General features: G+C 63.1%; 20 protein-coding genes and 2 pseudogenes. 9 read left to right on the top strand and 13 right to left on the bottom strand.

Annotation, left to right across the window (positions count from 1 at the left end; genetic code table 11):
- The first annotated feature begins 1 nt into the window (after position 1).
- The 5 genes from NKI69_RS08195 (at position 2) to NKI69_RS08175 (ending at position 4,585) form a co-directional block, all read left to right on the top strand.
- Positions 2 to 781: an ABC transporter ATP-binding protein gene (locus NKI69_RS08195; protein ID WP_352720912.1), complete on the top strand. Its 780-nt coding sequence runs from the start codon at positions 2 to 4 to the stop codon at positions 779 to 781.
- A complete protein-coding gene (locus tag NKI69_RS08190; protein ID WP_023810814.1) occupies positions 774 to 1,484 on the top strand; it encodes an ABC transporter ATP-binding protein in 711 nt (236 codons plus the stop codon). The genes NKI69_RS08195 and NKI69_RS08190 overlap by 8 nt, the downstream gene beginning before the upstream one ends.
- 7 nt (positions 1,485 to 1,491) lie before the next feature.
- Entirely contained in the window at positions 1,492 to 2,379 is an 888-nt protein-coding gene (locus tag NKI69_RS08185) for a branched-chain amino acid ABC transporter permease (RefSeq protein WP_023810813.1), read from the top strand.
- Between the two features lies 1 nt (position 2,380).
- Positions 2,381 to 3,352: a branched-chain amino acid ABC transporter permease gene (locus NKI69_RS08180; RefSeq protein WP_352720909.1), complete on the top strand. Its 972-nt coding sequence runs from the start codon at positions 2,381 to 2,383 to the stop codon at positions 3,350 to 3,352.
- 174 nt (positions 3,353 to 3,526) lie between these two features.
- The gene (locus tag NKI69_RS08175) at positions 3,527 to 4,585 is read left to right on the top strand and encodes an aminopeptidase (RefSeq protein ID WP_128304151.1); all 1,059 of its coding nucleotides are present in this window, start codon (positions 3,527 to 3,529) and stop codon (positions 4,583 to 4,585) included.
- Between the two features lies 1 nt (position 4,586).
- Here the strand turns inward: NKI69_RS08175 and NKI69_RS08170 are convergent, their stop codons facing one another.
- The 10 genes and pseudogenes from NKI69_RS08170 to NKI69_RS08125 all read right to left on the bottom strand — a co-directional run bounded on the left by NKI69_RS08170 (position 4,587) and on the right by NKI69_RS08125 (position 14,693).
- The gene (locus NKI69_RS08170) at positions 4,587 to 5,573 is read right to left on the bottom strand and encodes a methyltransferase (RefSeq protein WP_352720907.1); all 987 of its coding nucleotides are present in this window, start codon (positions 5,571 to 5,573) and stop codon (positions 4,587 to 4,589) included.
- A gap of 130 nt (positions 5,574 to 5,703) precedes the next feature.
- Positions 5,704 to 5,934, bottom strand: coding sequence for a hypothetical protein (locus NKI69_RS08165; protein ID WP_023810809.1), 231 nt, complete (start codon positions 5,932 to 5,934; stop codon positions 5,704 to 5,706).
- A gap of 104 nt (positions 5,935 to 6,038) precedes the next feature.
- Positions 6,039 to 6,421, bottom strand: a pseudogene (gloA2, locus tag NKI69_RS08160) (SMU1112c/YaeR family gloxylase I-like metalloprotein).
- Between the two features lie 95 nt (positions 6,422 to 6,516).
- A complete protein-coding gene (locus NKI69_RS08155) occupies positions 6,517 to 7,497 on the bottom strand; it encodes a 2-dehydropantoate 2-reductase (RefSeq protein WP_352720905.1) in 981 nt (326 codons plus the stop codon).
- 2 nt (positions 7,498 to 7,499) lie between these two features.
- Positions 7,500 to 9,026: an acyl--CoA ligase gene (locus NKI69_RS08150; protein WP_352720903.1), complete on the bottom strand. Its 1,527-nt coding sequence runs from the start codon at positions 9,024 to 9,026 to the stop codon at positions 7,500 to 7,502.
- 90 nt (positions 9,027 to 9,116) lie between these two features.
- Entirely contained in the window at positions 9,117 to 10,703 is a 1,587-nt protein-coding gene (gene ggt, locus NKI69_RS08145; RefSeq protein WP_352720901.1) for a gamma-glutamyltransferase, read from the bottom strand.
- Positions 10,704 to 10,767: 64 nt separating this feature from the next.
- Positions 10,768 to 11,568, bottom strand: coding sequence for an ABC transporter permease (locus NKI69_RS08140; protein ID WP_023810805.1), 801 nt, complete (start codon positions 11,566 to 11,568; stop codon positions 10,768 to 10,770).
- Positions 11,565 to 12,491, bottom strand: a complete 927-nt coding sequence (locus NKI69_RS08135) for an ABC transporter permease (RefSeq protein WP_352720899.1) — start codon at positions 12,489 to 12,491, stop codon at positions 11,565 to 11,567. The genes NKI69_RS08140 and NKI69_RS08135 overlap by 4 nt, the downstream gene beginning before the upstream one ends.
- Positions 12,491 to 13,573 carry an ABC transporter ATP-binding protein gene (locus NKI69_RS08130; RefSeq protein ID WP_352720897.1) on the bottom strand — a complete coding sequence of 361 codons (1,083 nt, stop codon included), beginning with the start codon at positions 13,571 to 13,573 and terminating at the stop codon, positions 12,491 to 12,493. The genes NKI69_RS08135 and NKI69_RS08130 overlap by 1 nt, the downstream gene beginning before the upstream one ends.
- Before the next feature lie 79 nt (positions 13,574 to 13,652).
- Complete coding sequence (locus tag NKI69_RS08125; protein ID WP_352720895.1) at positions 13,653 to 14,693, bottom strand: ABC transporter substrate-binding protein; 1,041 nt, start codon at positions 14,691 to 14,693, stop codon at positions 13,653 to 13,655.
- 239 nt (positions 14,694 to 14,932) lie between these two features.
- On the opposite strand from NKI69_RS08125, the gene NKI69_RS08120 reads away from it, so the two are divergent.
- Complete coding sequence (locus tag NKI69_RS08120) at positions 14,933 to 15,634, top strand: GntR family transcriptional regulator (RefSeq protein WP_352720893.1); 702 nt, start codon at positions 14,933 to 14,935, stop codon at positions 15,632 to 15,634.
- Between the two features lie 62 nt (positions 15,635 to 15,696).
- Here the strand turns inward: NKI69_RS08120 and NKI69_RS08115 are convergent, their stop codons facing one another.
- Complete coding sequence (locus tag NKI69_RS08115) at positions 15,697 to 16,461, bottom strand: SDR family NAD(P)-dependent oxidoreductase (protein WP_352440617.1); 765 nt, start codon at positions 16,459 to 16,461, stop codon at positions 15,697 to 15,699.
- Positions 16,462 to 16,629: 168 nt separating this feature from the next.
- Here NKI69_RS08115 and NKI69_RS08110 point away from each other — a divergent pair, with 168 nt between their 5' ends.
- Positions 16,630 to 17,451, top strand: a complete 822-nt coding sequence (locus NKI69_RS08110) for an alpha/beta fold hydrolase (RefSeq protein WP_352720891.1) — start codon at positions 16,630 to 16,632, stop codon at positions 17,449 to 17,451.
- Between the two features lie 171 nt (positions 17,452 to 17,622).
- Here the strand turns inward: NKI69_RS08110 and NKI69_RS08105 are convergent, their stop codons facing one another.
- Positions 17,623 to 18,813, bottom strand: coding sequence for a glycerate kinase family protein (locus NKI69_RS08105; protein WP_352720889.1), 1,191 nt, complete (start codon positions 18,811 to 18,813; stop codon positions 17,623 to 17,625).
- Position 18,814: 1 nt separating this feature from the next.
- Positions 18,815 to 20,245: pseudogene (locus NKI69_RS08100) on the bottom strand (SLC13 family permease).
- A gap of 212 nt (positions 20,246 to 20,457) precedes the next feature.
- Between NKI69_RS08100 and NKI69_RS08095 the strand changes: the two are divergent.
- Positions 20,458 to 22,062 carry a sensor histidine kinase gene (locus NKI69_RS08095; protein WP_352720887.1) on the top strand — a complete coding sequence of 535 codons (1,605 nt, stop codon included), beginning with the start codon at positions 20,458 to 20,460 and terminating at the stop codon, positions 22,060 to 22,062.
- The gene (locus NKI69_RS08090) at positions 22,040 to 22,720 is read left to right on the top strand and encodes a response regulator transcription factor (protein WP_352720885.1); all 681 of its coding nucleotides are present in this window, start codon (positions 22,040 to 22,042) and stop codon (positions 22,718 to 22,720) included. The genes NKI69_RS08095 and NKI69_RS08090 overlap by 23 nt, the downstream gene beginning before the upstream one ends.
- The last annotated feature ends 114 nt before the right edge of the window (positions 22,721 to 22,834 follow it).

The raw sequence follows: 22,834 nt of genomic DNA, 5'->3' as shown, positions 1-22,834 counted from the left end.
GATGGCGCCGACTGACCTGAGCGCGAACGAGCCGCCTGTGGTGCTTTCCGCCCGCGGGTTGCGGCGCGACTTTGCCGGCTTCATCGCCGTCAAAAACGTCGATCTCGATGTCCGCCATGGCAACATCCATGCCCTGATCGGACCCAACGGCGCCGGCAAGACGACCGTCTTCAACCTGCTCACCAAGTTCCTGGCGCCGACCAGCGGCAGGATCGAGCTGCTCGGCCACGACATCACCCGCACCTCGCCGGCCAGGGTCGCGCGGATGGGCCTGGTGCGCTCGTTCCAGATATCGGCGATTTTTCCGCACCTCAGCGTGCTCGACAATGTGCGCGTCGCGCTGCAGCGGCCGGGCGGGCTCAGCGTTCAGTTCTGGCGCTCGCTGGCGGCGCTCGACCGGCTGACGCCGCGCGCCGAGGAATTGCTGCGCTCGGTCGGTCTCGACGACGCCAGGAACAGGCTCGCCGGCGACCTTTCCTATGGCAGGAAACGCGTGCTCGAGATCGCCACGACCCTGGCGCTCGACCCGAAAGTGCTGCTGCTGGACGAGCCGATGGCCGGCATGGGGCATGAGGACGTGGCCACCGTTTCCAACCTCATCCGTTCGGTGGCCAGGGATCGCGCCGTTCTGATGGTCGAGCACAATTTGACTGTGGTGGCCGACCTTTGCGACTGGATAACGGTCATGCAGCGCGGTGAGGTGTTGGCCGCCGGCGACTACCCCAGCGTCAGCCGCGACGAGCGCGTCAAGATCGCCTATATGGGCACCGCCGATGACTAGTGCCGCACCTCTGCTTGCAGTCAGCGGCCTCAACGCCTGGTATGGCGAGGGCCATGCGTTGCACGGCGTCGATCTGGAGGTGTTTGCCGGCGAGACGGTCACGCTGCTCGGCCGCAACGGCGTCGGCAAGACGACGACGCTGCGCGCCATCATGGGGCTGATCCGCAAGCGAACCGGCCGGATCGCTTTCGACGGCCAGGATCTGATGCGGCTGCCGCTGCACCGGACCGCGCATCAAGGCATCGGCTTCGTGCCGGAGGAGCGCGGTATCTTCGCGACGCTGACCGTCGACGAGAACCTGGTTCTGCCGCCGGTCGTCGCGCAGGGCGGCATGAGCGTCGAGGAGATTTTCGACCTGTTCCCCAATCTGAAGGAGCGGCGCAACAGTCCAGGCACGAGGCTGTCGGGCGGCGAACAGCAGATGCTGGCGATCGCGCGCATGTTGAGAACCGGTGTGAAAATGCTGCTTCTCGACGAGCCGACGGAGGGTTTGGCCCCCGTCATCGTGCAGCGCATTGGCGCGTTGCTGGCGACGTTGAAAAAGCGCGGCATGACGATCCTGCTGGTGGAGCAGAACTTCCGCTTCGCCAGCCGTGTCGCCGATCGTTTCTATCTGATGGAGCACGGCAAGGTGGTGGCGGGGTTTCCGGTCGGCGAGCTGCCGGACCGCATGACGCAGCTCCACGAAGTCCTGGGTGTATGATGGCGCCATGACGATGATCTTCGGCATCCCCGTTCAGGCTTTCCTCGGCCAGTTGCTGGTCGGCCTGATCAACGGCTCGTTCTACGCCATGCTGAGCCTGGGCCTGGCTGTCATATTCGGCCTGCTGCGGGTCATCAATTTCGCCCATGGCGCCCAATATATGCTCGGCGCCTTCGTCGGTTATCTGCTTCTCACCTATCTCGGCATCGGCTACTGGCCCGCCTTGATCCTTGCGCCGCTGATCGTCGGTGCCTTCGGCATCGTGGTCGAGCGCCTTGCGCTGTCGAGACTGTACGATCTCGATCCGCTCTACGGCCTGCTCTTCACCTTCGGCCTCGCGCTCGTGCTCGAAGGCATCTTCCGCTACTATTACGGCGTCTCGGGAAACCCCTACGCCGTGCCGCCGCTGCTTTCGGGAGGCACCAATCTCGGCTTCATGTTCCTGCCCAACTATCGCGGCTGGGTCGTCGTCGCCTCGCTGATCGTCTGCTTCGGAACCTGGGCGCTGATCGAGAAGACCAGGCTCGGTTCCTACCTGCGCGCCGCGACGGAGAATCCCCGCCTCGTCCAGGCTTTCGGCGTCAACGTGCCCTTGCTGCTGACCCTGACCTACGGCCTCGGCTCCGCGCTGGCCGGGCTTGCCGGGATTCTGGCAGCGCCGATCTATCAGGTGAGCCCGCTTATGGGGTCGGATCTCATCATCGTCGTCTTCGCCGTCGTCGTGGTCGGCGGCATGGGATCGATCCTTGGCGCCATCGTCACCGGCTACATGCTTGGCCTTGCCGAAGGCCTGACCAAGGTCTTCTACCCCGAGGCCTCCAACCTCGTGGTCTTCGTCATCATGGCGATTGTGCTTCTGGTCCGGCCGGCCGGCCTGTTCGGAAGGGACGCCTGACATGTCGGAACTGACGCTTCGCGAGACATCGGCCAAAACCTCGGCACGGCTTGAATGGACGCTGGTCGGGCTCGGCATCCTGGCGCTGCTGGTGGCGCCTTTCCTGGTCTATCCGATCTTCCTGATGAAGATGCTGTGCTTCGCGCTGTTTGCCTGCGGGTTCAATCTTCTGCTTGGTTACACCGGGCTGCTGTCATTCGGCCACGCAACCTTCTTTGGCGGCGCCGCCTACTTCACCGCGCATGCCGTCAAGGTCTGGGGCTGGCCGCCGGAAGCCGGCATTCTGCTCGGCATGGTGGGTGCGGCCTTGCTCGGCCTCGTCATGGGCTTCTTCGCCATTCGCCGGCAAGGCATCTATTTCGCCATGATCACGCTGGCACTGTCGCAGATGTTCTTCTTCTTCTGCGTGCAAGCGCCGTTCACGCAAGGCGAGGACGGCATTCAGGGCATACCGCGCGGCATGCTGCTAGGCGTCCTCGACCTGAACGTCTCGCTGAACATGTATTATTTCGTGCTGGCGGTGTTCCTGATCGGCGTCTTCGCCATCTGGCGCATCGTCAATTCGCCATTCGGCATGATCCTGCGCTCGATCCGGGAAAACGAGAATCGCGCCATTTCGCTGGGCTATTCCGTCGCCAACTACAAGCTCGGCGCCTTCGTCATGTCGGCGGCGCTGGCCGGGCTGGCCGGCTCGCTCAAGGCGATCGTCTTCCAGTTCGCCACGCTCACCGACGTCACCTGGCAGATGTCGGGCGAGGTGATCCTGATGACGCTTCTCGGCGGCATCGGTACGATGGTCGGGCCGATCATCGGCGCCAGCCTTGTCATCGGCCTGGAAAACACGCTTGCCACTTCCGGCTTTCCGGTGACCATCGCCACCGGCCTGATCTTCATGGTGTGCGTGCTGATCTTCCGGCGCGGCATCGTCGGCGAATTTTACGCGCGGATTTTCGGGCGGGCGGGAAAGGACTGATCAGCTGCAGGTTGGTGGGACGCGGTTTGCGCGTGGTGACATGCGTCACCACAATGAGCACCTGTCCGGATTCTTCAGAAAACTATAGACCTCGATCAATCGAGGCGACTGCTTGCGACCTGGGGCAATCGCGACCCCATCGGAACGGGTGAGCACTGCTGTGGACAAATCGTGATGCGTGCATTCTTTCGATTGGTTGCGGTTATGACCGTGGTGTCCGGCGTGACCGGCTGCACCAGCATTTCCTACTACGCGCAATCCATGAAGGGTCATCTGCAGATCATGACCGCACGCCAGGATGTCGGAAAACTGATCGAGGATCCTTCGACGCCGAAGGCGTTGCGCGCCCGAATGGCATCGGCGAGCGCTATACGACAGTTCGCAACGGATGAACTGGCGCTGCCCGACAACAACAGCTACCGCAGCTATGTCGACATTGGTCGGGACTCGGTGACATGGGCTGTCTTCGCCGCGCCGGCATTTTCGCTGACGCCGCGAACATGGTGTTTTCCTGTTTTCGGCTGTGTTCCCTACCGGGGGTATTTCTCCAGGAAGTCCGCGACTGAAACCGCTGTCGAACTTCAAGAACAGGGCATGGACGTCTATGTGACGGGCATCACTGCATATTCCACGCTCGGCTGGTCAAGTGACCCGCTGCTAAGCACGATGTTCGGCGAGGATAAAACCTATCTTGCAGGGCTGATTTTCCATGAACTCGCCCACCAGCGCGTCTACGTGCACGACGATTCCGCATTCAACGAGGCGTTCGCTGTCGCCGTCGAAACAACCGGCGTGAGAAAATGGTTGCGCATGACTGGCGATACCGCCGCATTGCGCCGTTACGAAGCCGCCCGGAGACGCAAGGCTGAATTTCTTGCGCTGGTGTCGCGGACCCGGGACGAGTTGGCGCAAGTCTATTCCAACGCCGGCACCTCGGAGCAAAAACTGGCCGCAAAGACGGCCGCTATTGAACGGCTGCGGATGCGCTACCGGCACATGCGCGACAGACGCTGGGGCCGATACCGGGGATACGATGCCTGGTTCGCCTCCCCGATCAACAACGCGAAGCTCGCCGCGACGTCCGTTTATAGCGATCGGGTGACCGCGTTTCTGCGCCTGTTCGACTTGTGCTCGGGCGACTATGTCAGGTTCTATGCATCGGTCCGGCGGATTGGCGCACTGGACGAAGCTCACCGCGTCGAAGCACTTGCCGCGGCAGATCGCTGTTATTGAGTCAGCCCGTGAGGCGTCCACGAAACAACGTGCAGCCGTCCGTCAGGCGCGACCTGGAGATATCCCGGAATCCGGCCTCGGTCATCCACGCGCGATACTGACCCTCAGTGTACGATTCGCCGTGGCGATAGAGGTTCAGGAAGGTGAGATTGAGAAAGACACCCTCTGGCGGGCCGAGGCGGTCGTCATCGACGACACCCCACCCGGCAATTGCGATCTCGCCGCCATGTGTAAGGCAACGCGCCGCGTTCAGGATCGAACTGCGCGCCTGGTCCGGCGGAAGCACCTGGACGACGGCCTTCAGGATCGCCAGATCGTGCCGACCGACCGATGGCGCGACGGTTATGTCCCCCTCTTCGACAACCACGTCGTCGGCACCGTATTCCGACAGGATGGCTGGCGCGACCGCTGAGACCGTCGGCAGTTCCATCAGCGTCGCCGCAATGTGCGGCCACCGCTCGCGAAGCCCGACCAGTATGGTCCCGGCACCCCCGCCGATGTCGATCACCGAACCGACCGCCGAGAGGTCCATCTCCTGGGCCAGATGTCGGCCGAAAATCACCCCGCCCGGCGCGAGCATGCGGCTGAAGGCGGCCGCGGCCTCAGGTCCCGCTTCGGAAAAGTCGTGCAGCGCGGCCGGCCGGTTCTGTCGCAGCGAGTCCGCGGTCAGCAAGTCGGCTCCCCAGAGCTCGCGCAGGAGCGCATGATCGCCGCCGCGATAGCTTGGCTTGGACGCATCGAGGAAGGCCGACGCTTCGGCTCCGTTGCGAAATTCACCATCCTTGACTTCAAGGAGGCCGATGCTGGCGAGCGCGTAGAGGAGCCGCGACAGACGATCGGGTTCGACTTTGAGCGTGGCCCCGAGGCTGTCAGCAGTCAGCGCGCTTTCACCGAGCCGGGTGAAGATGCCAAGGTCCAATCCGGCGCGAAGCGCCAAGGCGGGGGGCACCGCTGCGATCAGCTTGTCGATCCGGTCAGAATCCACCATGTCACATCCCCTCCGCGATCCAGGATCGGCCTTGAAACAACTCCCATGGACTAGAACTTACAGTCCCGACGTCCGGATGGCGACGGACCGGCCGAGAACTCCCAGTGGTGCGGTTGGAGCGCGCGCGGCTCTAGTCTGAGAACTTCACGCTCACGCCGCGCTGCCGAAAATAAGCCTGCATCAACTTGCGGCCCGAGCGGTTGTTCTGCGCCAGTTTGGTAGGATCGAACACCGCCTGTTTTATCCCCTCCCGCGTCAGCGCCGCCTTAAGCGTCGCGATATGTGCGTCGATGTCGGCATTGTCCGCCCGGAGCGAGGCATAGATGCTCTCGGTCGCCTCGGCCACGGTCAGTTCGCTCATTGGTGTCGTCCTTTGGTTGGTTGGGCGGCGCTTAGCACAGATTCGCGGTCCGCCGATACCGAGACCGTCAGTACACAGCGCCCGCCGCGAAAGCGAACCGTTCCTTATGAGGCTTCGTAAAGTTCCAGCGGCAATCCATCCGGATCTCTGAAAAAAGTAAACCGTTGGTCTGTGTATGGGTCGATCCGGATTGGCTCAACGGCAACGCCTGCGGCTTCCAGGCGGATAATTGCGGGCTCAAGATTAGCCACAGCAAATGCCAGATGTCTCAGGCCTGTAGCCTCTGGGTGGGATGGCCGCATCGCCGGTGCAGGGAAGGAGAACAATTCCAGTTGGGCCGACCGATCCGCAGATCCGCCTTCCATGACTGCCGCTCCTCCCGATAAACCTCCCGGATCAGATCGAGGCCGAGGAGTTCGACGTAGAACCGTCGCGACCGGTCGTAGTCGGTGCAGATGAGCGCGACGTGGTGAATAGCGTTCAGCATGCTGCTAACCCTGGTCAAGCTGGGACATGAGGCCGAGGTACTTCAGGGCCTGGATCGTCGCGCGCCACGGCTCTGATTTGCCCTGTCCTTTCACCTCACCCATAACACCCGCGTTCCACCGCCAGCCGGCGCACCAGCGCCAGCACGGCATCGATGGTCGGGGTCGGCTTGTCCGTTAGCCGGCCAAGTTCCTGCACCGCGCTCACCAGCGCGTCGATCTCCATCGGCCGGCCGCGCTCCAGGTCCTGCAGCATCGAGGTCTTGTGTTCGCCGACATCGCCGGCGCCCTTGATGCGCCGGTCGACCGCTATGGGAAAACGCACGCCGAGGCTTTCGCCGATCGCCTGCGCCTCCAGCATCATGGTGCGGGCGAGCGCGCGGGTGCCATCGTCGGCGACAATCGCGGCCAGCGTGCTGCCGGTCAGCGCCGAGATCGGGTTGAAGGAGAGATTGCCCCACAGTTTTACCCAGATTTCGCTGCGGATGTCCTCGCGTACCGGCGCTTGCAAGCCGGCCTTGACCATCTCCTCGGCCAGAAGCGTGACCCGTTCGCGGCGCTCGCCGGAGGGTTCGCCGAGCGAGAAACGTTTGCCCTCGACATGGCGGATGAGGCCCGGCGCATCGACCTCGACGGCGGGATAGACGACCGAGCCGATGACGCGGTCCGGTCCGATCCGCTGCCAGATCGCGCCGCCGGGGTCGACCGCGTTCAGCCTGGTGCCTTCCAGCGGCCCGCCGACGCCGTGGAAATACCACCAGGGCACGCCGTTCTGCATGGTGACGACTGATGTGTGGTCCCCGAGCAGTGGCGCGATCTGGTCAAGGGCTGGGGAGAGCGAATGGGCCTTCAGCGCCAGCACGACGTAATCCTGGGCGCCAAGCTCCTCGGCCTTGGCGGCGGCCCGGACGGGGACCGAAATCTCCTGGCCATCCTCGATCAGGCGAAGGCCATCCGTCTTGATCGCTTCCAGATGGGCGCCGCGCGCGACGATCGAAAGATCGGTCCGCCCAGTGATGGCGAGCTTGGCCGCGAGATAGCCGCCAATCGCACCGGCGCCGAAGATGGTGATCTTCATCGTCAAAGCCCGAGTTTGGCAGCAAGGCCGATGCGCTGCAATTTGCCGGTCGCACCCTTGGGGATCTCGTCCAGGATCAGGATCTTGCGCGGCACCTTGAAATCGGCAAGCCGCGTCGCGGCATAGGTGCGGATGTCACCCTCGGTGGCGCTGATGCCTTCGCGCAGCACAACCGCCGCGGCCACCTCCTCGCCAAGCTTGTCATGCGGCATGGCGAAGGTGACGACCTGCGCCACCGCCGGATGGTCCATCAGCACGTCGTCGACCTCGAGCGGCGAGATCTTTTCGCCACCGCGGTTGATGATCTCCTTGAGCCGACCGGTGACGCGCAAATAGCCGTCCTCGTCGAGCACGCCCTGGTCGCCGGTGTGGAACCAGCCATGCGCGAAAGCCGTGGCGTTGGCATCCGGGTTCTTTTCGTAGCCCGCCGTGACATTGGGTCCGCGAATGACGATCTCGCCGGTCTCGCCGGGTTCGAGCAGCCGCCCGTCGGGCGCCATGACAGCCACGTCCGGACCGGCGGAGGCACCGACGCTGCCGGGCTTGCGCTGGCCCGGCGGCAGCCGGTTCGAGGCCATCTGGTGGGCGGCCTCGGTCATCCCGTAGGATTCGATCACCGGGCAGCCGAAGGTCGCCTCCAGTTCAGCCATCACCTGTGCCGGCAGCGACGCCGAGGACGAGCGGATGAAGCGCAGACGCGCCGCCGCCAGCGCCTCGGTGTTGCGTGCCGCGCGGGGCAGGATCGCCTGATGCATGGTCGGCACCGCCGTGTACCAGGTCGGCCGCGCGTCGCTCAGCCACTGGAAGAAGCGCAGCGCGTTGAAGCCGGGCGTGCAGTAGATGCTGCCGCCCGATGCCAGCGACGACAGCACCGCCGCGATCAGGCCGTGAATGTGGAACAGCGGCATGATGTTGAGGCAGCGGTCATCGGCCGTCAGGCCAAGCGTGCCGCCGATATGGGCAGCCGAGGCTGCGATGTTGGCATGGCTGAGCGGCACCAGTTTTGGCCGCGACGTCGTGCCCGAAGTGTGCAGCAACAGCGCGATGTCACCGTCCTGCGCCATGTCGGGCGCGGCCTGCGGTCCGATCGCTGCGCCCTCGATCGTGAAGCTGCCGGCGGGTGTGCCGGGCTGCACGACAAGCCGCAGCACGCCGATGCCGAGGCGTTCGGCCACCGTCACCGCCGGTCCGGTCTCGCCCTCCGCAACGAGGATCGCCTTGGCGCCGATGTCGGTGAGGTAGAAATCGAGCTCGTCGGCCCGGTAGGCGGGATTGAGCGGCGCCGTCGAAGCGGCGGCCGCCACGGCGATAAAGGCGGTGGCCATCTCGGGCCCGTTCGGCAGCACGATCGCCACCCTGTCGCCCCGGCCGATGCCGCGCGCATGCAGCTGTTTTGCCGTGTCGGCGATCAGGCTGCGCAATCCGCCATGGCTGAGCGTCGCCCTGTCGGGTGCCAGGATGGCGGGTGCATCGTCCGCCCCCGCTGCGAGACGGCGGGAGAGATCTGCGTGGGTTTCAGTTTGGGTCATGATCACCGGCTGGATTTCGAACGACTATTGGCGGCAGCCCCGCTGACGGGCTTGCCTCGATATGGATACGCCATTGGACAACGGATTGCGTCAGTAGCCAAGCGCCAAACCATCCTTGCGCGGATCGGAAGCGCCGGTCAGCGTCCCCTTCTCCCAGTCGATCAGCACTACCTGCCCGCCGCCCAGCGGATGATGCGGCTCGGCTATGCGGTGGCCACGCCGGCGCAGGCCCTCGATCGCATCAGTGGGAATGCCACGCTCGGCCTCCGCGGTGTCGTCATTGTAGAACACCCTCGGCGCATCCAGCGCCTGCTGCGGGTCCATGCCGAAGTCGATCATGTTGGTCAGCAGATGGACATGGCCGAACGGCTGGTAGCCGCCGCCCATGACGCCGAACGGCATCACCACGCGGCCGTTCTTCGTCGCCATGCCGGGCATGATCGTGTGCATCGGCCGCTTGCCGGGCGCGATCGCGTTCGGGTGCGCAGGCTCAAGGCGGAAGCTGGAACCACGGTTCTGCAGCACGACACCGGTCTTGGGGCCGACGACGCCGCTGCCGAACGAGTAATAGGTCGAGTTGATGAAGGAGACCGCGTTGCGGTCGCGGTCGACGATGGAGATGTAGACCGTGTCGCTGCCGGGCAGCTCCACGCGCGGCAGATGCGTCATGGCGCGGTCGCGGTCGATCTCGGCGCGCAGCCGGTCGGCATAGGCGCCGGACAGGAGCTGCTTCACGGGCACTGGGACATGGTCCTGGTCGCCGACATAGCGGTCGCGGTCGCGATAGGCCAGGCGCCCGGCCTCGATCTCCAGATGCAGGCGCTCGGCGCCATTCGGGTCGAGCCCGCCAAGCTCGAAGCCCGAGAGCAAATTGAGCATCAAAAGCGCCGTCAGCCCCTGATTGTTTGGTGGCATCTGGTGGATCTCATGGCCGCCATAGGAGGTGCTGACCGGCGCCACATAATCGCCTCTGGTCGCGGCGAAATCCTCCGCCGAATGAAGTCCGCCCAATTCGTTGAGCCGGCCCACCATATCGTTGGCGACCGCGCCTTCGTAGAAACCGGACCGGCCGTGTTTGGCGATGATGCGCAAGGTCGCCGCCAGTTCCGGCTGCCGGTGGACGTCACCCGCCTTCGGCGCCTTGCCGCCGGGCAGGAAGATGCGCGCGGCATGCTCGTCGGCTGACAGGTCGGTTTCCGGCTCGGCCCAGTCGAAGGCGACGCGGTCGTGCACGACATAGCCGTTTTCGGCATAATGGATGGCCGGCGCCAGCGCCTCGGCAAGGCCCTTGCGGCCATGGTCCTCGAGCAGGCGGCTCCAGGCATCGACGGCGCCCGGCACGGTGACCGCATGCGCACCCTGTTTCGGAAGCTCGCTAAAACCCTTGTCCAGATACCAGTCGACCGTCGCCTTGGCCGGCGCCCGCCCCGAGCCGTTGAAGGCCAGTACATTGCCTTGTCCACCGGGAGAATAGAGCACGAAGCAGTCGCCGCCGATGCCCGTCGATTGCGGCTCGACGACGCCCTGCACGGCGGCGGCGCAGACGGCGGCATCCATGGCATTGCCGCCGGAGCGCAGCATGTCGATGGCCGCAAGGGTTGCAAGCGGATGCGAGGTCGCGGCAACCGCCTCGGTGGCACGAACCGGCGAGCGGCCGGGAAACTGGAAATCACGCATTCTGTCTGGATATCCCCTGGTCACGTCTGCAAGTTGGTCACTTCTGCGAATTGGTCTGGTGAAATCAATGCCGCCGGCCGAAGATCTGCGCAACCGACAACAGCACGACCGAGAGCACGATCAGGCAGGTCGAGATGGCGGCGATCGTCGGGTCGATTTGGTCGCGCAGCGCATTGAACATGCGGCGCGTCAATGTCGTGGTCTCGCCGCCCGATATGAACAGCGAAACCACCACTTCGTCGAAGGAGGTGATGAAGGCAAACAGCGCGCCCGAGACGATCGAGAAGCGGATCTGCGGCATGGTCACCTGCCAGAACGCGGCGACACGTCCGGCGCCGAGGCTGCGCGCCACGCGCTCCTGGTTCATGTCGTAGGAGCGCAAGCCCGACAGCACCGTCAGCACCACCAGCGGCAAGGCCTGCACCGTGTGCGCGATGACCAGCCCGGTCAGCGTGTTGTTGAGCCCGATGCGGGCATAGAGGAAGAAGGTGCCGATGCCGATCAGAATCACCGGGACGATCAGCGATGCGGTCAGCAGCGCGTTGATGGTGCCGTTGAAGCGCAGCGTGCCCCGGTTGATGGCATATGCGGCAGCAGTGCCGAGCGGCGTCGCCACCAGCACGGTCATAACAGCCACCTTGACCGAGACGATCGTGGCGTCGCGCCATTCCAGTGAGCCAAAATAGGTCTGGTACCAGCGCAGCGACCATTGCTGCGGCGGGAATTGCAGCAGCGTCGAATCCGAAAACGACATGATGACGATGATGATCGACGGCGCGATCAGGAACAGCAGCACGAGGCCGCCGAGGCAGTAGAGCCACAGACGTTGCCGGTGCGAGATCGGCAGGCCGACATCCTCGCTCATCGCGAACTCCAGACACCTGTGGCGCGCGCGCCGAGCAGCCATTGGAACAGGCCGAGAAGCGCCAGCGTGACCACCAGCAGCACCACGCCGAGTGCGGCACCCGCGCCCCAGTTGGAATAGAGGCTGGTGGTCTGTTCCATGCGCATCGCCCACATGATGACCTTGCCGCCGCCCATCAGCGCAGGCGTGACGAAGAAGCCCAGGCACAGCACGAAGACGATGACCACGCCCGAGGCGAGGCCGGGCAGCGACAGCGGAAAGAAGATCTGCCGGAAGGTGGCGGCCGGGCCGGCGCCGAGGTTCATGCCGGCGCGCAGGCAGTCGGTGTCGATGGTCTTCATCGAGGCGTAAAGCGGCAGCACCAGGAACGGCAGCAGGATATGCGTCATGCCGATGACGACGCCCGAAAAATTGTTGGCGAGCGACAGCGGCTGGCTGATCACGCCGAGGTCGATCAGCCAGCTGTTGATCAGGCCCTTGCGCTGCAGGATCACCAGCCAGGCATAGGTGCGCACCAGAACCGATGTCCAGAACGGCAGGATGACGAAGATCAGGCAGATCGACGCCGCCCGGCGCGGCAGCTGCGACAGCATATAAGCCAGGGGATAGCCGAGCAGGACACAGGCGCCGGTGACGATGAAGGCGACCTTGAAGGTGGTGATGAAGGTCTTGATGTAGGAGGCCTGTTCGAAGAAGCGCGCATAATTGGCGGGACTGAAGGCGCCGGCTTCGTCGAACAGCGACAGCCAGAACAGCCAGCCGATGGGCACGATGATGATGGCGAAGACCAGCAACAGGCTTGGCGACAGCAGCGCCAGCAGCCGCAACGACTCGCGCCGCGCGTCCGTGCGCAGCGCCTGCGTGTTCAAATCCGGGCCCGCGCGGCCGGCTTTCTCCTGCATGAGGGCGGTCTGCGCGCTCATCAGTCTGCCGCCACCAGGATCGTGTCCTGCGCATCGAGACCGAATGAGACTGGATGGCCGGGTGCGGGCATTTTCGCCAGCACATCGCTGCGGCAATAGTCGCGCAAAGTCAGCTGCCGGCCGTCGCGCAGCACGGCATAGCAGACGAAGCTGTCGCCCTGGTAGATGATGTCGCTGAGCGTCGCGTTGAGCACGTTGACGCCGCTTGCCGGTTCGGCATCGGTGAGCAGCCGCAGCTTTTCCGGCCGCACCACCATCAGGTACTGGCCTGCCGCCGGCGTCGCCGCCGCCGTATGGATTCTTCGCTCCTCGTACCAGACGGAGCCGTTGCGGCACTCGACCGGAATGAAATTCGATTCGCCGATGAAGCCGGCTACAAATTGCGTTTGCGGCCTGGCGTAGAGGCTTTCGGGCTTGTCGAGCTGTTCGATGCGCCCGGCGTTCATCACCGCGATGCGGTCCGACATGGTGATGGCTTCACGCTGGTCGTGCGTGACATAGACCGTGGTCATGCCAAGCCGCCGGTGCAGGCTGCGCAGCTCGATCTGCATGTGCTCGCGCAAGCCCTTGTCGAGCGCCGACAGGGGCTCGTCCATCAAAACGATGCGCGGCTCGAAGACGATGGCGCGCGCCAGCGCCACGCGCTGGCGCTGGCCGCCGGAGAGCTGGTCGACCCGGCGCTCGCCCAGCCCCTGCAATTTCACCAGATCGAGCGCCTTCTCGACACGCTCGGCCGTCTCGGCGGCGGCGACGCCGCGCTGCTTCAGCGGAAAGGCGATGTTGTGAAAGACGTTCATATGCGGAAACAGCGCGTAGTTCTGAAACACCATGCCGATGTTGCGCTTGTGCGGCGGCGTGGTGATGATCTCGTCGCCGCCGACCCTGATCGAGCCGGCATTGGCCCGCACGAAACCGGCCAGGATCATCAGCAGCGTCGTCTTGCCGGAACCGGAAGGCCCCAGCAGCGTCAGGAATTCACCAGCCTCAACGTCGAGGTTGAGGTCGCGCAGCACAGGCACGCTGCCAAATCGTTTCTCGATCCCGCGCATGCCGATCGGCAACGCGGATGGCGCAATGGACAAGATTTTTCTCTCCCAGGGGCTGAGGCGGCGAAAGCAGGGCGAGGCGTCGCCCTGCCGTGGTTTGGATTGCGGCCGCAGCCTATTGCTGGATCAGATTGTTGAACTTTTCCGTCGCCTCGACCAAATTGTCGCGCCAGAATTCTGCATCCTGCAACACCTGCTTCTTGACGTTTTCGGGCGCCGAATTGATATCCTTGATCCTGTCCTGCGGGATCTTGCCGGTCTCGAAAGCCTTCTCATTGACCGGGCCATTGTCGACATAGAGCGGCAGATTGGCCTGCAATTGCGGGCTGACGAACATCGCCAGCGCCTTCATCGCGGCTTCCTTGTTCTTGGAGCCCTTGGGGATGACCATGCAGTCGGCGGTCAGCACGCCCTGGTCGAAGGAGAAGCTGACCGGCGCGCCTTCCTTCTTCAAGGTGCCGGCACGGCCGTTCCAGATGCTCGCCATGTCGACTTCACCGTCCTTCACCAGCTGCATGGCCTGCGCGCCGGAGGTCCACCAGGCGTCGATATGGCCACGGATCTTGTCGACGGATTTCAACGCGCCGTCGATATTGACCGGATAGACCTTGTCGATCGGAATGCCTTCGGCCAGTGCCGCGACGCTCAGCGTTTCGGTCGCCTGGCTGCCGCTCAGCGCGCGCCGTCCCGGAAACTTTTCCGCGTTCCAGAAGTCGGCCCAGGTCTTCGGGCCTTTGTCGCCGAACACGTCGGTCCGGTAGATCAGCACGACGGATGTGTAGGAAATGCCGACCCAGTCGTCGTGGACCAGCTTCGGGTTAATGCCGCTCTTGTCGATGATGCCGTAGTCGAGCTTCTCGAACAGCCCTTCCTTCGAGCCGCGCGCACATTCGTCGGCGCCAAGTTCGGTGATGTCCCACTTCACCGCATTGCCGGTCACCTGCAGCCGGACGTCGTCGAGGCCGTTGGTGGTGTCTTCCTTGATGGTGATGCCGAGCGCGTCGGCGGTAGGCTTGAAAAACGCCTTGGTCTGCGCCTCCTGGTAGGTGCCGCCCCATGAGGCGACGGTGATGGTGTCGCCCGCCATGGCGGGGGCCGCGAGCGAAGCCATGAGGCCCGCCATCGCAACGATACTAACGCTTCTGGTCCTGTTCATTTTTTCGGCTCTCCAACCGGTGTTCCCATTGTTTTTGATTTGGCATGCTATTTTGTATACAATTTTGAGTGTAGCCTAGCGATCGATGTTGTCAACACCGCCGGCTCGATCGAATTCACGGGTTTCGAGCCGGACAAGGTGGCGAGGAACGGCGTCGCCGGGGGCGTGGCAAATTATGCCGACTGCGGCTACAGCTATGCGTGTTCCGGCTGAAAGGCCGGAGAAGTGGGAAGGGAAGCTTGGCCAAGAAAACCAAAAATACGTTGCGTGACTCGGTCTACTCCGCGCTCAAGGCGATGATCGTGACCGGCCAGATTCCGCCGGGCTCGCGCGTCACCGAAAACGACATCGCGGCGAAGCTGACTGTCAGCCGCACCCCGGTGCGCGAGGCCTTCAACCGTCTCGAGCGCGACGGGCTGGTCACCGGCCGGCCGCGCCAGGGCTATGTCGTCACCGAGTTCGACATCAACATGTTCCGCGAGGCCTTCGAGATCCGCGAGCTGCTCGACGGCCACGCGACGGAACTGGCGGCAGCGGCGGCGACGGACCAGGACAAGGCACGGCTGCGCGCCATGCTGGCCGAATGCGAGCGGCTGGCCGCCATTCCGGAGCGCACCAACAGGGAAAAATTCCAGGAGCTTGAGGTCGGCATTGACCTGCACCGCGTCATCGCCGAAATCAGCGGCAATGTGATGCTGCACGGCATGCTGTGCGGCATCCTCGACAAGTGCCAGCACTATGTCTGGACCGAACTTTTGTGGCTGGACGAATGGAAGATCGCCCGCGACGAGCATGCCGAAATCGTCGATGCCATCTGCGCTGGCGACGCCGCCAAAGCCGGCACGCTGGCGCGCGCCCATGTGCGCGGGTCGCGCGACAATGTGCTGCGCCTGCTGCAGGCCAAGTCGGATTATCGGAACTTTCTGGCCAAGGCGTCTTGAGGGGTGAGGAACTTGGGCGAGGCCTGCCCGCCGACCGACCCTGACGACAAGCGCCTTTGAGCTTAGCCCTTGCGCTCCTGAAGGCGGTTGCCGCCGTCGACCACCAGCAGGGCGCCATTGACATAGCTGGCACCTTCCGAGGCCAGGAACACCACCGCTGCGGCCACCTCATCCGGCCGCCCGGCCCGCGCCGGCGGCGTGTGCAGGGCGGCTTGCCGCTCCATCTCGCTCGACGAACCCGTTTCGATCCAGCCGGGCGCCACGGCATTGACTGTTACGCCGCTTTTCGCCACTTCCAGCGCCAGCGTGCGCGTCAGGCCGACCATGCCGGCCTTGGCGGCGGAATAGGCTGATGTGCCTTCGAAGGATACCAGCGGTCCGGTGACGGACGCCACATTGACGATGCGCCCGTAGCCCGCTTCGACCATCGCCGGCAGAAAGGCCTTCGTGACGAGGAATGCGGTCTTCAGGCTGACGTCGATCCCCTGGTCCCAGTCGGCCTCGGTCATGGCGAGAAACGCCTTGTCGACCGAGGGCGATGCCAGCGAGCCCATGCCGGCATTGTTGACCAGGATACCGACCGCCCCGACATCGGCCCGCAGCCGCGCGACATCGGCAGCGATGGTGAGATCGGCGACCACGGCTTTGGCATCGATGCCTTCGCGGCAAAGCTCGGCGGCGCGATCGAGCACGCGCGTACTGGCTCCCGTGAGGAAGACCGCATGGCCGGCACGGCCGAGCTGCCGGGCAATGGCAAAGCCGATCCCGTCGGCCGCACCGGCCCCGGTGATAAGTGCGCGCTTGGTGTTGGTAGAGGAGATGGTCAAATCAGGCTCCGCTGGTTTCCGCTCCCGGTCTTACCACGCGCTTTGGGCAACAGCCCGCGAGGATTTGGCTTTGCAACATTCCACGCCGCTTTGAGTTCTCTGAAAATCCGAAAGTCGAACCGAACGAAGCGTGCAGCTTGGCGATCGCGTGGGCGTGGAGGAAAGGACGTGCCGGAGATCCAGAAAATATCCTTGTCCTCTGGCGGCGAGGTGGCCGTCCGGACGGCCGGCGATGTTTCCAAGCCCGCGCTAGTCCTGTTGCACGGCTTCCCCAATTCCTCTCGGATGTTCAGCGACGTGACCGCCAGGCTCTCCGGCACCGTCTATGTCGTTGCGCCTGACCTTCCGGGCTTCGGCGCATCCGATCTCCCACCCGAGCCATCGTTCGACATGCTGGCCAACGCGATTGAAGAGCTGCTTGCGAGTCTCAACGTGGGCCGCAGGTTACTCTATTTGCATGATTTCGGCGCTCCGGTGGCTTTTCAGCTCGCCATGCGCGCTCCGGAACTTGTCGAAGGCCTCATCATTCAGAATGCCAATGCCCACCGCTCCGGCTTTGGTCCGCAGTGGGCAGCCACATTGGACTTCTGGGCTGCGCCGAATGCCGGCAACGAGGAGGCCGCCACCGCCCATTTGACCCTTGAGGGAACCCGCGACCAGTACGTCGCCGGCTGCCACCCGAGATCGCGGCGCGGATCGATGCAGAGCGTTGGATTGAGGACTGGCGGGTCATGTGTCTACCGGGACGGCTTGATCTGCAGAAGGCGCTGCTGGCCGACTACGGCCGATATGTCGACCGGTTTGGGGAGGTGGCTGACTATCTGGCGAAGCATCAACCTCGAGCCATGCTTCTTTGGGGTCGCCACGATGTCTTTTTCGACATTGCGGAGGTTCAGTCCTGGCTCATCGACCTTCCTCGGATGGAGGCTCACATCTTCGACGCAGGCCATCTCCTTCTGGAGACGCAGGGGCCCAGGGCTGCAGAGCTGATACGGGAGTTCGTCGATGCGGGCTCGCCCTGAGCCGTATACTTGCGTAGGTCCGGGCAAGTCGCGAAAGCAATGCGACGACGTAAACCGCTGTTGATGTGAGCCTTCACATGGCCCAGGAAACTTCGGGCCGAAGCCGCACGCCTCGCGGCCTTGGGCGAGACAAGACCCATTATCTGAACTTAAAAGCGCGCGCGGCCCACATCAGCCGCATCGCCTGTTCGGCGGCGTTCGCCAGCAGCATGTCGGCGTCACGGATCGCATCTTCGAGGGAACATGGCCGGCGAAGAATGCTAAAGAACGCATCAATGCCAATTTCGTGGGTCGCCTCGGCGCCCAGTCCGACCGTGTCGGCCAAGGCAATCACAGGCAGATTGTAACGTTTCGCGCGCCGTGCAATCTCCGCCGGCACCTTGCCAAAGCCAGTCTGTCCGTCCAGACCGCCCTCGGCCGTCATGACCATGTCGGCATCTGCCAGTCGGCGATCAAGATCAATATACCGCCGGATAAGATCAAAGCGTGGCTGCAGCCGCGCTCCAACAAAGGCGTGAAGCCCGGCGCCAAGTCCACCGGAAGCTCCTCCGCCGACAAGCGGCGCTACGTCGATGCCGAGGTCGCGGCGGACGATATGAGCGAGATTTTCCATGCCCTGATCGAGCAACGCCACCTGGTCAGGGGTTGCACCCTTTTGCGGACCAAATACCCGAGCGACGCCTCTCTCGCCGAGCAGCATATTGTAGGGGTTCACGGCGACGTCGATACGAACATTCGAAAGGCGGCGGTCACGATCGGAAAGATCGACGCGAGCGAGTGACGAAAGCGCCGAGCCGCTCCCCGAAATAGAGTGGCCGTCCCCGTCGAGCAAGCGCACGCCTAGAGCTTGGGCCATCCCCATTCCCGCATCGTTGACGCCCGAGTCACCGCAGCCGATCAGAATCCTTTCGGCGCCAAGATCGAGTGCCACATGAATCAACTCCCCCACCCCATAACTTGTAGTACGGGTCGGGTCGCGCATGTCCGTGGGAACGAGCCGCAGCCCGGCAGCCGCCGCAATCTCCAGAACAGCCGTCCGCTTCTTTCCTCGGCCGAGAAAACCGACGGTCGCCTCCACAGGTTGCCCGACTGGCCCCGTGACGGTGACGGAATGCAACTCACCATGGGACAGCTCAACAAGCGTACGCGTAAAATCCTCGCCTCCATCCACCATCGGAAGGCTAAACACTTTTGCTGTCGGAACCGCATTGCGGACGCCGCGCGCCAATGCATCGATAACATCACGAACGCCGAGGCTCTCCTTAAAACCAGACGGTGCGACCAGCACTCGAAGCCGTTTTCTCTTCTTCGGCTCTTTCTTTTTCGACATGCTATGACCCTCCGGAAACTTGCAGACCGAGCGTGATGAGCAGACCTTGGATCATTGGCCACGCGCCCACCGCGAACACGACGATCAAAAGGAATTGCACCGGCAGCAGGACGGCGCTCAGGAGGGCCAAGTCCCTCGGGCCGTAGCCTTCGTCGTCGAGTCCCCCGAAAAGTGCGACCGGCTTCGCGCAGATCATGAGCGTTTGGCAAAAGCCGGTCGCTGAGACGAGCACAAGCATCGCAAGGAGGGGGTCGAGCCGCGCTGTCGACGCAATCATCAGAACCGGAGGCAGCAGCACCGATACGCGCGCCGTGCGACTGTGAATAAGGAGATGGCTGAAAAGGCCCAGCAAAGCGAGCAACGAGAGGAGGGCCAGCGGCCCCAAGCCGACGACCCGCAGTGGGTTCACCGTCGTCTCGATCAACCATTGATGAAGACCCGACGCCACCAGGCCGTCTGCCAGGCAGATGGTCGCCGCAAGGAACAGGAGCAACTTTCACTCGGTACTCCTAATGGCATCGTCAAACCTCACCGCGCCGAGCCCCGGAAGCGATGCGGCGAGAGCGCCGCTGAGTGCGATGACGGTGGCATTGAGCCCGTGCAAAGATTCGGTCAGCCACGCGATGACAACGCCCGCGGCGATCCAGAGTATCGGCTGCCGTGCCAACCCCACCCCATCATTGCTTACCGTCGTCGGCAGCAAAAGCGCTGCCCGCCGTTCTGCGGGTGACAGGAAAAGCCGGAGAAGACACTCAACTGAAACAAAGGTGCTCACGGCCGCAAACGGCAGACCGAGGGCGATCCATTCCAGGTAGCTCACCTTCACCCCTGAGAGGCGGTCGACCATTTCGATCGCCAGGAGATGGGCACCGGCCCCCACGGGCGACGCAAAGGCCGAGAGGAGAATAGCAGTGGGAAACAACAGCGCGAATGCCCTTCGCAACCGAGCATTTCCACAGCGCCCCGCAACCGCTTGATAAGCCGGGATCATTAAGGCTGCCCGACCCGACGTTGACGGAATAATGAAGGCTGTGGCGACCATGACCGCCGCCAAAGCATACGCGACCGCGCGAACCGACCGCATGCGCCCTGTCACGAGGCCGAGGATGCGATCCGCGATCCCACTTGCCTTGACGGCGGCCGCAAGGATGAAAGAGGCGAGCAACAGCCAGATCAACTCATCCCCAAGCGCGTGAAACAGCGCCCCGGGATCACGGTTGACGAGCAGCGCCATTGCCAGTCCGGCGACGATAGCAACGAAGGTGTCGTCGAACGGCGTCAAGGTCCAGCCTATGATCGCGACAAGCAGGATCTCGAGCGCTCGCCGAGCGTCCGATGGGAGAGCGGGGAGGCCGAATTCGATACTGACAACGACGAGACATGCACCGATTCCGATCAGCGCGGCGCGCCACTCCGGCCAGACCGCCGTCATCTTTTTCCCGACAAGGGAACCGATCTCAGCTTGGAGCTCTACTTGTACCAACCGAACCTCTTCGAGCTTGTCGCCGCTCTGGCGATCGGACAGGCGCACGGTCGCCGCACGTCCCAGCGTTCGAATTTAGGGGCTTCTGGTTAGACGGACGGGAGAGCTCCGGTTAGAATTTGGTGAGAAACGCTAGTCGATCGCCAGCAGGGATCACCCGCATGACTGTTCGAGGTCGCATCCTCCTGTTTCAAATCCTCATCCTCGCCCTCGTCGGGCTGATTTCCGGATTGGCACTCGCCACACTGCACCTAACGGAAGAATTCGTCCGCCGAGTAGACAGCGTCCACGGACGGTTTGAGGCTCTTGCGGAGCTCAATGGCCAGGCCAACAACTACACCGAGCAAGTCGCCGAGGTCCTGCTGCTCGGCCCTGAGCAGATGCCGGATTTCGAGGCGGCACGAAGAGAATTGTATTTTGGATTCCATAAGTTGGAAGGCGCAACGCGCGAGGAACTTGGCGCGCTTGGCTTTTGGAGCGACAGAAGCCAGGAGGAGGGTGAACTCGAGTTCGTCGGCCGCATCAAGGCGCTGTTTGAAGCTATCGATCGAGCTGCCCAACGGCTGTTCAGCCAGCGATCAAGAGGCGAGCCGGCAGGCATCGTGGAAAGCTTCCGAAATGATGTAGAGCATCGGCTGGAGAGCGATTTCGAAGGAATGATCGAGGCTGCCTTGCACGAGGAGCGCAGCGAAGTTGGAGCGGAACTCGAACGGGTTCGTGGTGCGCAATGGCATCTGCTGCTCATGACCGGCGGCTCCTCCACCTTGCTCATGCTGGGCAGCCTGGGCTTCGGCCTCGTTCTGCGGCGGTCGATCGCCGCACCTGTGCGTGAGCTGAATGAAAGTGCCAAAGCCATCGCCGCGGGTAAGCTTCACCATCGCATCCCCGCAGCCGGGCGCGACGAGTTCGCTTCCTTGTCGCGAAGTTTCAACAGCATGGCCGAGGCACTTGAGATCGAACGTGCCGCTCTGATTTCGGTCCAGGGTCGGCTGGAGGCTGAAGTTCAGCTGCGCACGCGCGAGCTTCGTGAAGCGAATAAACAACTCAGGGCTCTCAACAGCCGGCGAATCCAATTTTTTGCGGAGGCAAGCCATGAGCTACGCACGCCGCTGACGATTCTCCGTGGAGAGGCGGATGTTGCCCTTCGCGGCCAACCGCGTGTTCGACCTTACGGGGAGGCCTTGAACCGAATCCGCAACTACGCCGAGGATATGGCTCGCAACCTGGAGGACCTTCTCGCCGTCGCCCGCTCTGAAGCGGAAGATATGAGCTTCTCGTCGCAAATCATCGATGTCGGCGAGGTTGTGAAGGCGGCCGTTCAGGAAGCGTCCGTACTCGCTACCCCCAAGCAAATATCCGTTGATCTCTCACTTAACGCAGACCATAGCCTCATTCGAGGGGACGCCCAGCGCCTCAAGCAGGCGCTGCTGATCGGCTTCGACAACGCCATAAAGTATTCAAAACCACACCAGACGATCTCGGTTGAGATGACCGGGCGCGACGGCGCGCTTGAGATTGTCATCCGCGATAGCGGTTCAGGCATCGGTGCCAGTGATCTTCCGTTCGTGTTTGACCGCTATTATCGCGGACATGCTGGCGAGAGATCTGTTGCCGATGGGCTCGGTGTTGGCCTTGCGATCGCCAAGAAGATCATAGACAGGCATGACGGCACGATCGGCCTTGAACGGATTGAGCCTTCGGGAACCCTCCTCAGAATTAAACTCCCGCTGGTACAACACACCGATGATTCGAATCCTGATCGTTGAAGACGACCGGCGTGTTTCCGATTTCCTCCGCCGAGGGCTGGAGGCAGAAGGCTTTCACGTGAGTGTCGCGGAGGACGGTCGAGAGGGATTGGCCGCCATTCGCACGGATCCGTTCGATCTGGTGATCCTGGACCGCCTGCTCCCCTACCTGGATGGTCTTGAACTGTGCCGGATCGTTCGATCAGAGCAGTGGCCGGTTCTCATCCTGATGCTGACGGCCAAAGAGACAATCCAGGATCGCGTGGATGGGCTCAAGGGGGGTGCCGACGATTACCTGACCAAACCGTTTGCCTTTGATGAACTGGTGGCCAGGATTGATGCCCTGCGCCGACGCCGTCCGGGAACAGGGGAGGAGCAGTCGCTTCGAATCGGCGGCCTCAACCTCGACACGAGCGCTCGCCGTCTAACGGATGGCGACCGGGAAATCCGCCTCACCCGACGTGAATTCGACCTTCTGCACTTCCTGATGCTTAATGCGGGAAAAGTGGTTAGCCGCCAGCGCATCCTCAACAATGTCTGGTCATACAGCTTCGAACCCGGGACTAAGATCGTGGAGGTGTACATTCGCTATCTCCGGGCCAAGCTGGGACCAAGTGCGTCAGCCGGCATTCAGACTGTCCGCGGGGTCGGCTACATGCTGGTTGAGCGGAAGGCATAGAAGCGGAGCCAAATTCCTGGCGACCAACTTGTCTGCTGGCTGCGACATGTTTCAAAGGAATCGTTCATCCAAATCGGCTGAATTTCGGAATTAAGCCAGTGCCGCAGCCGGCTG

The sequence above is a fragment of the Mesorhizobium sp. M0491 genome, assembly GCF_040321265.1.
Taxonomy (GTDB): Bacteria; Pseudomonadota; Alphaproteobacteria; order Rhizobiales; family Rhizobiaceae; genus Mesorhizobium.
The sequence above is the reverse complement of the archived record's forward strand: the minus strand, read 5'-3'. Positions and strand labels throughout refer to the sequence as shown.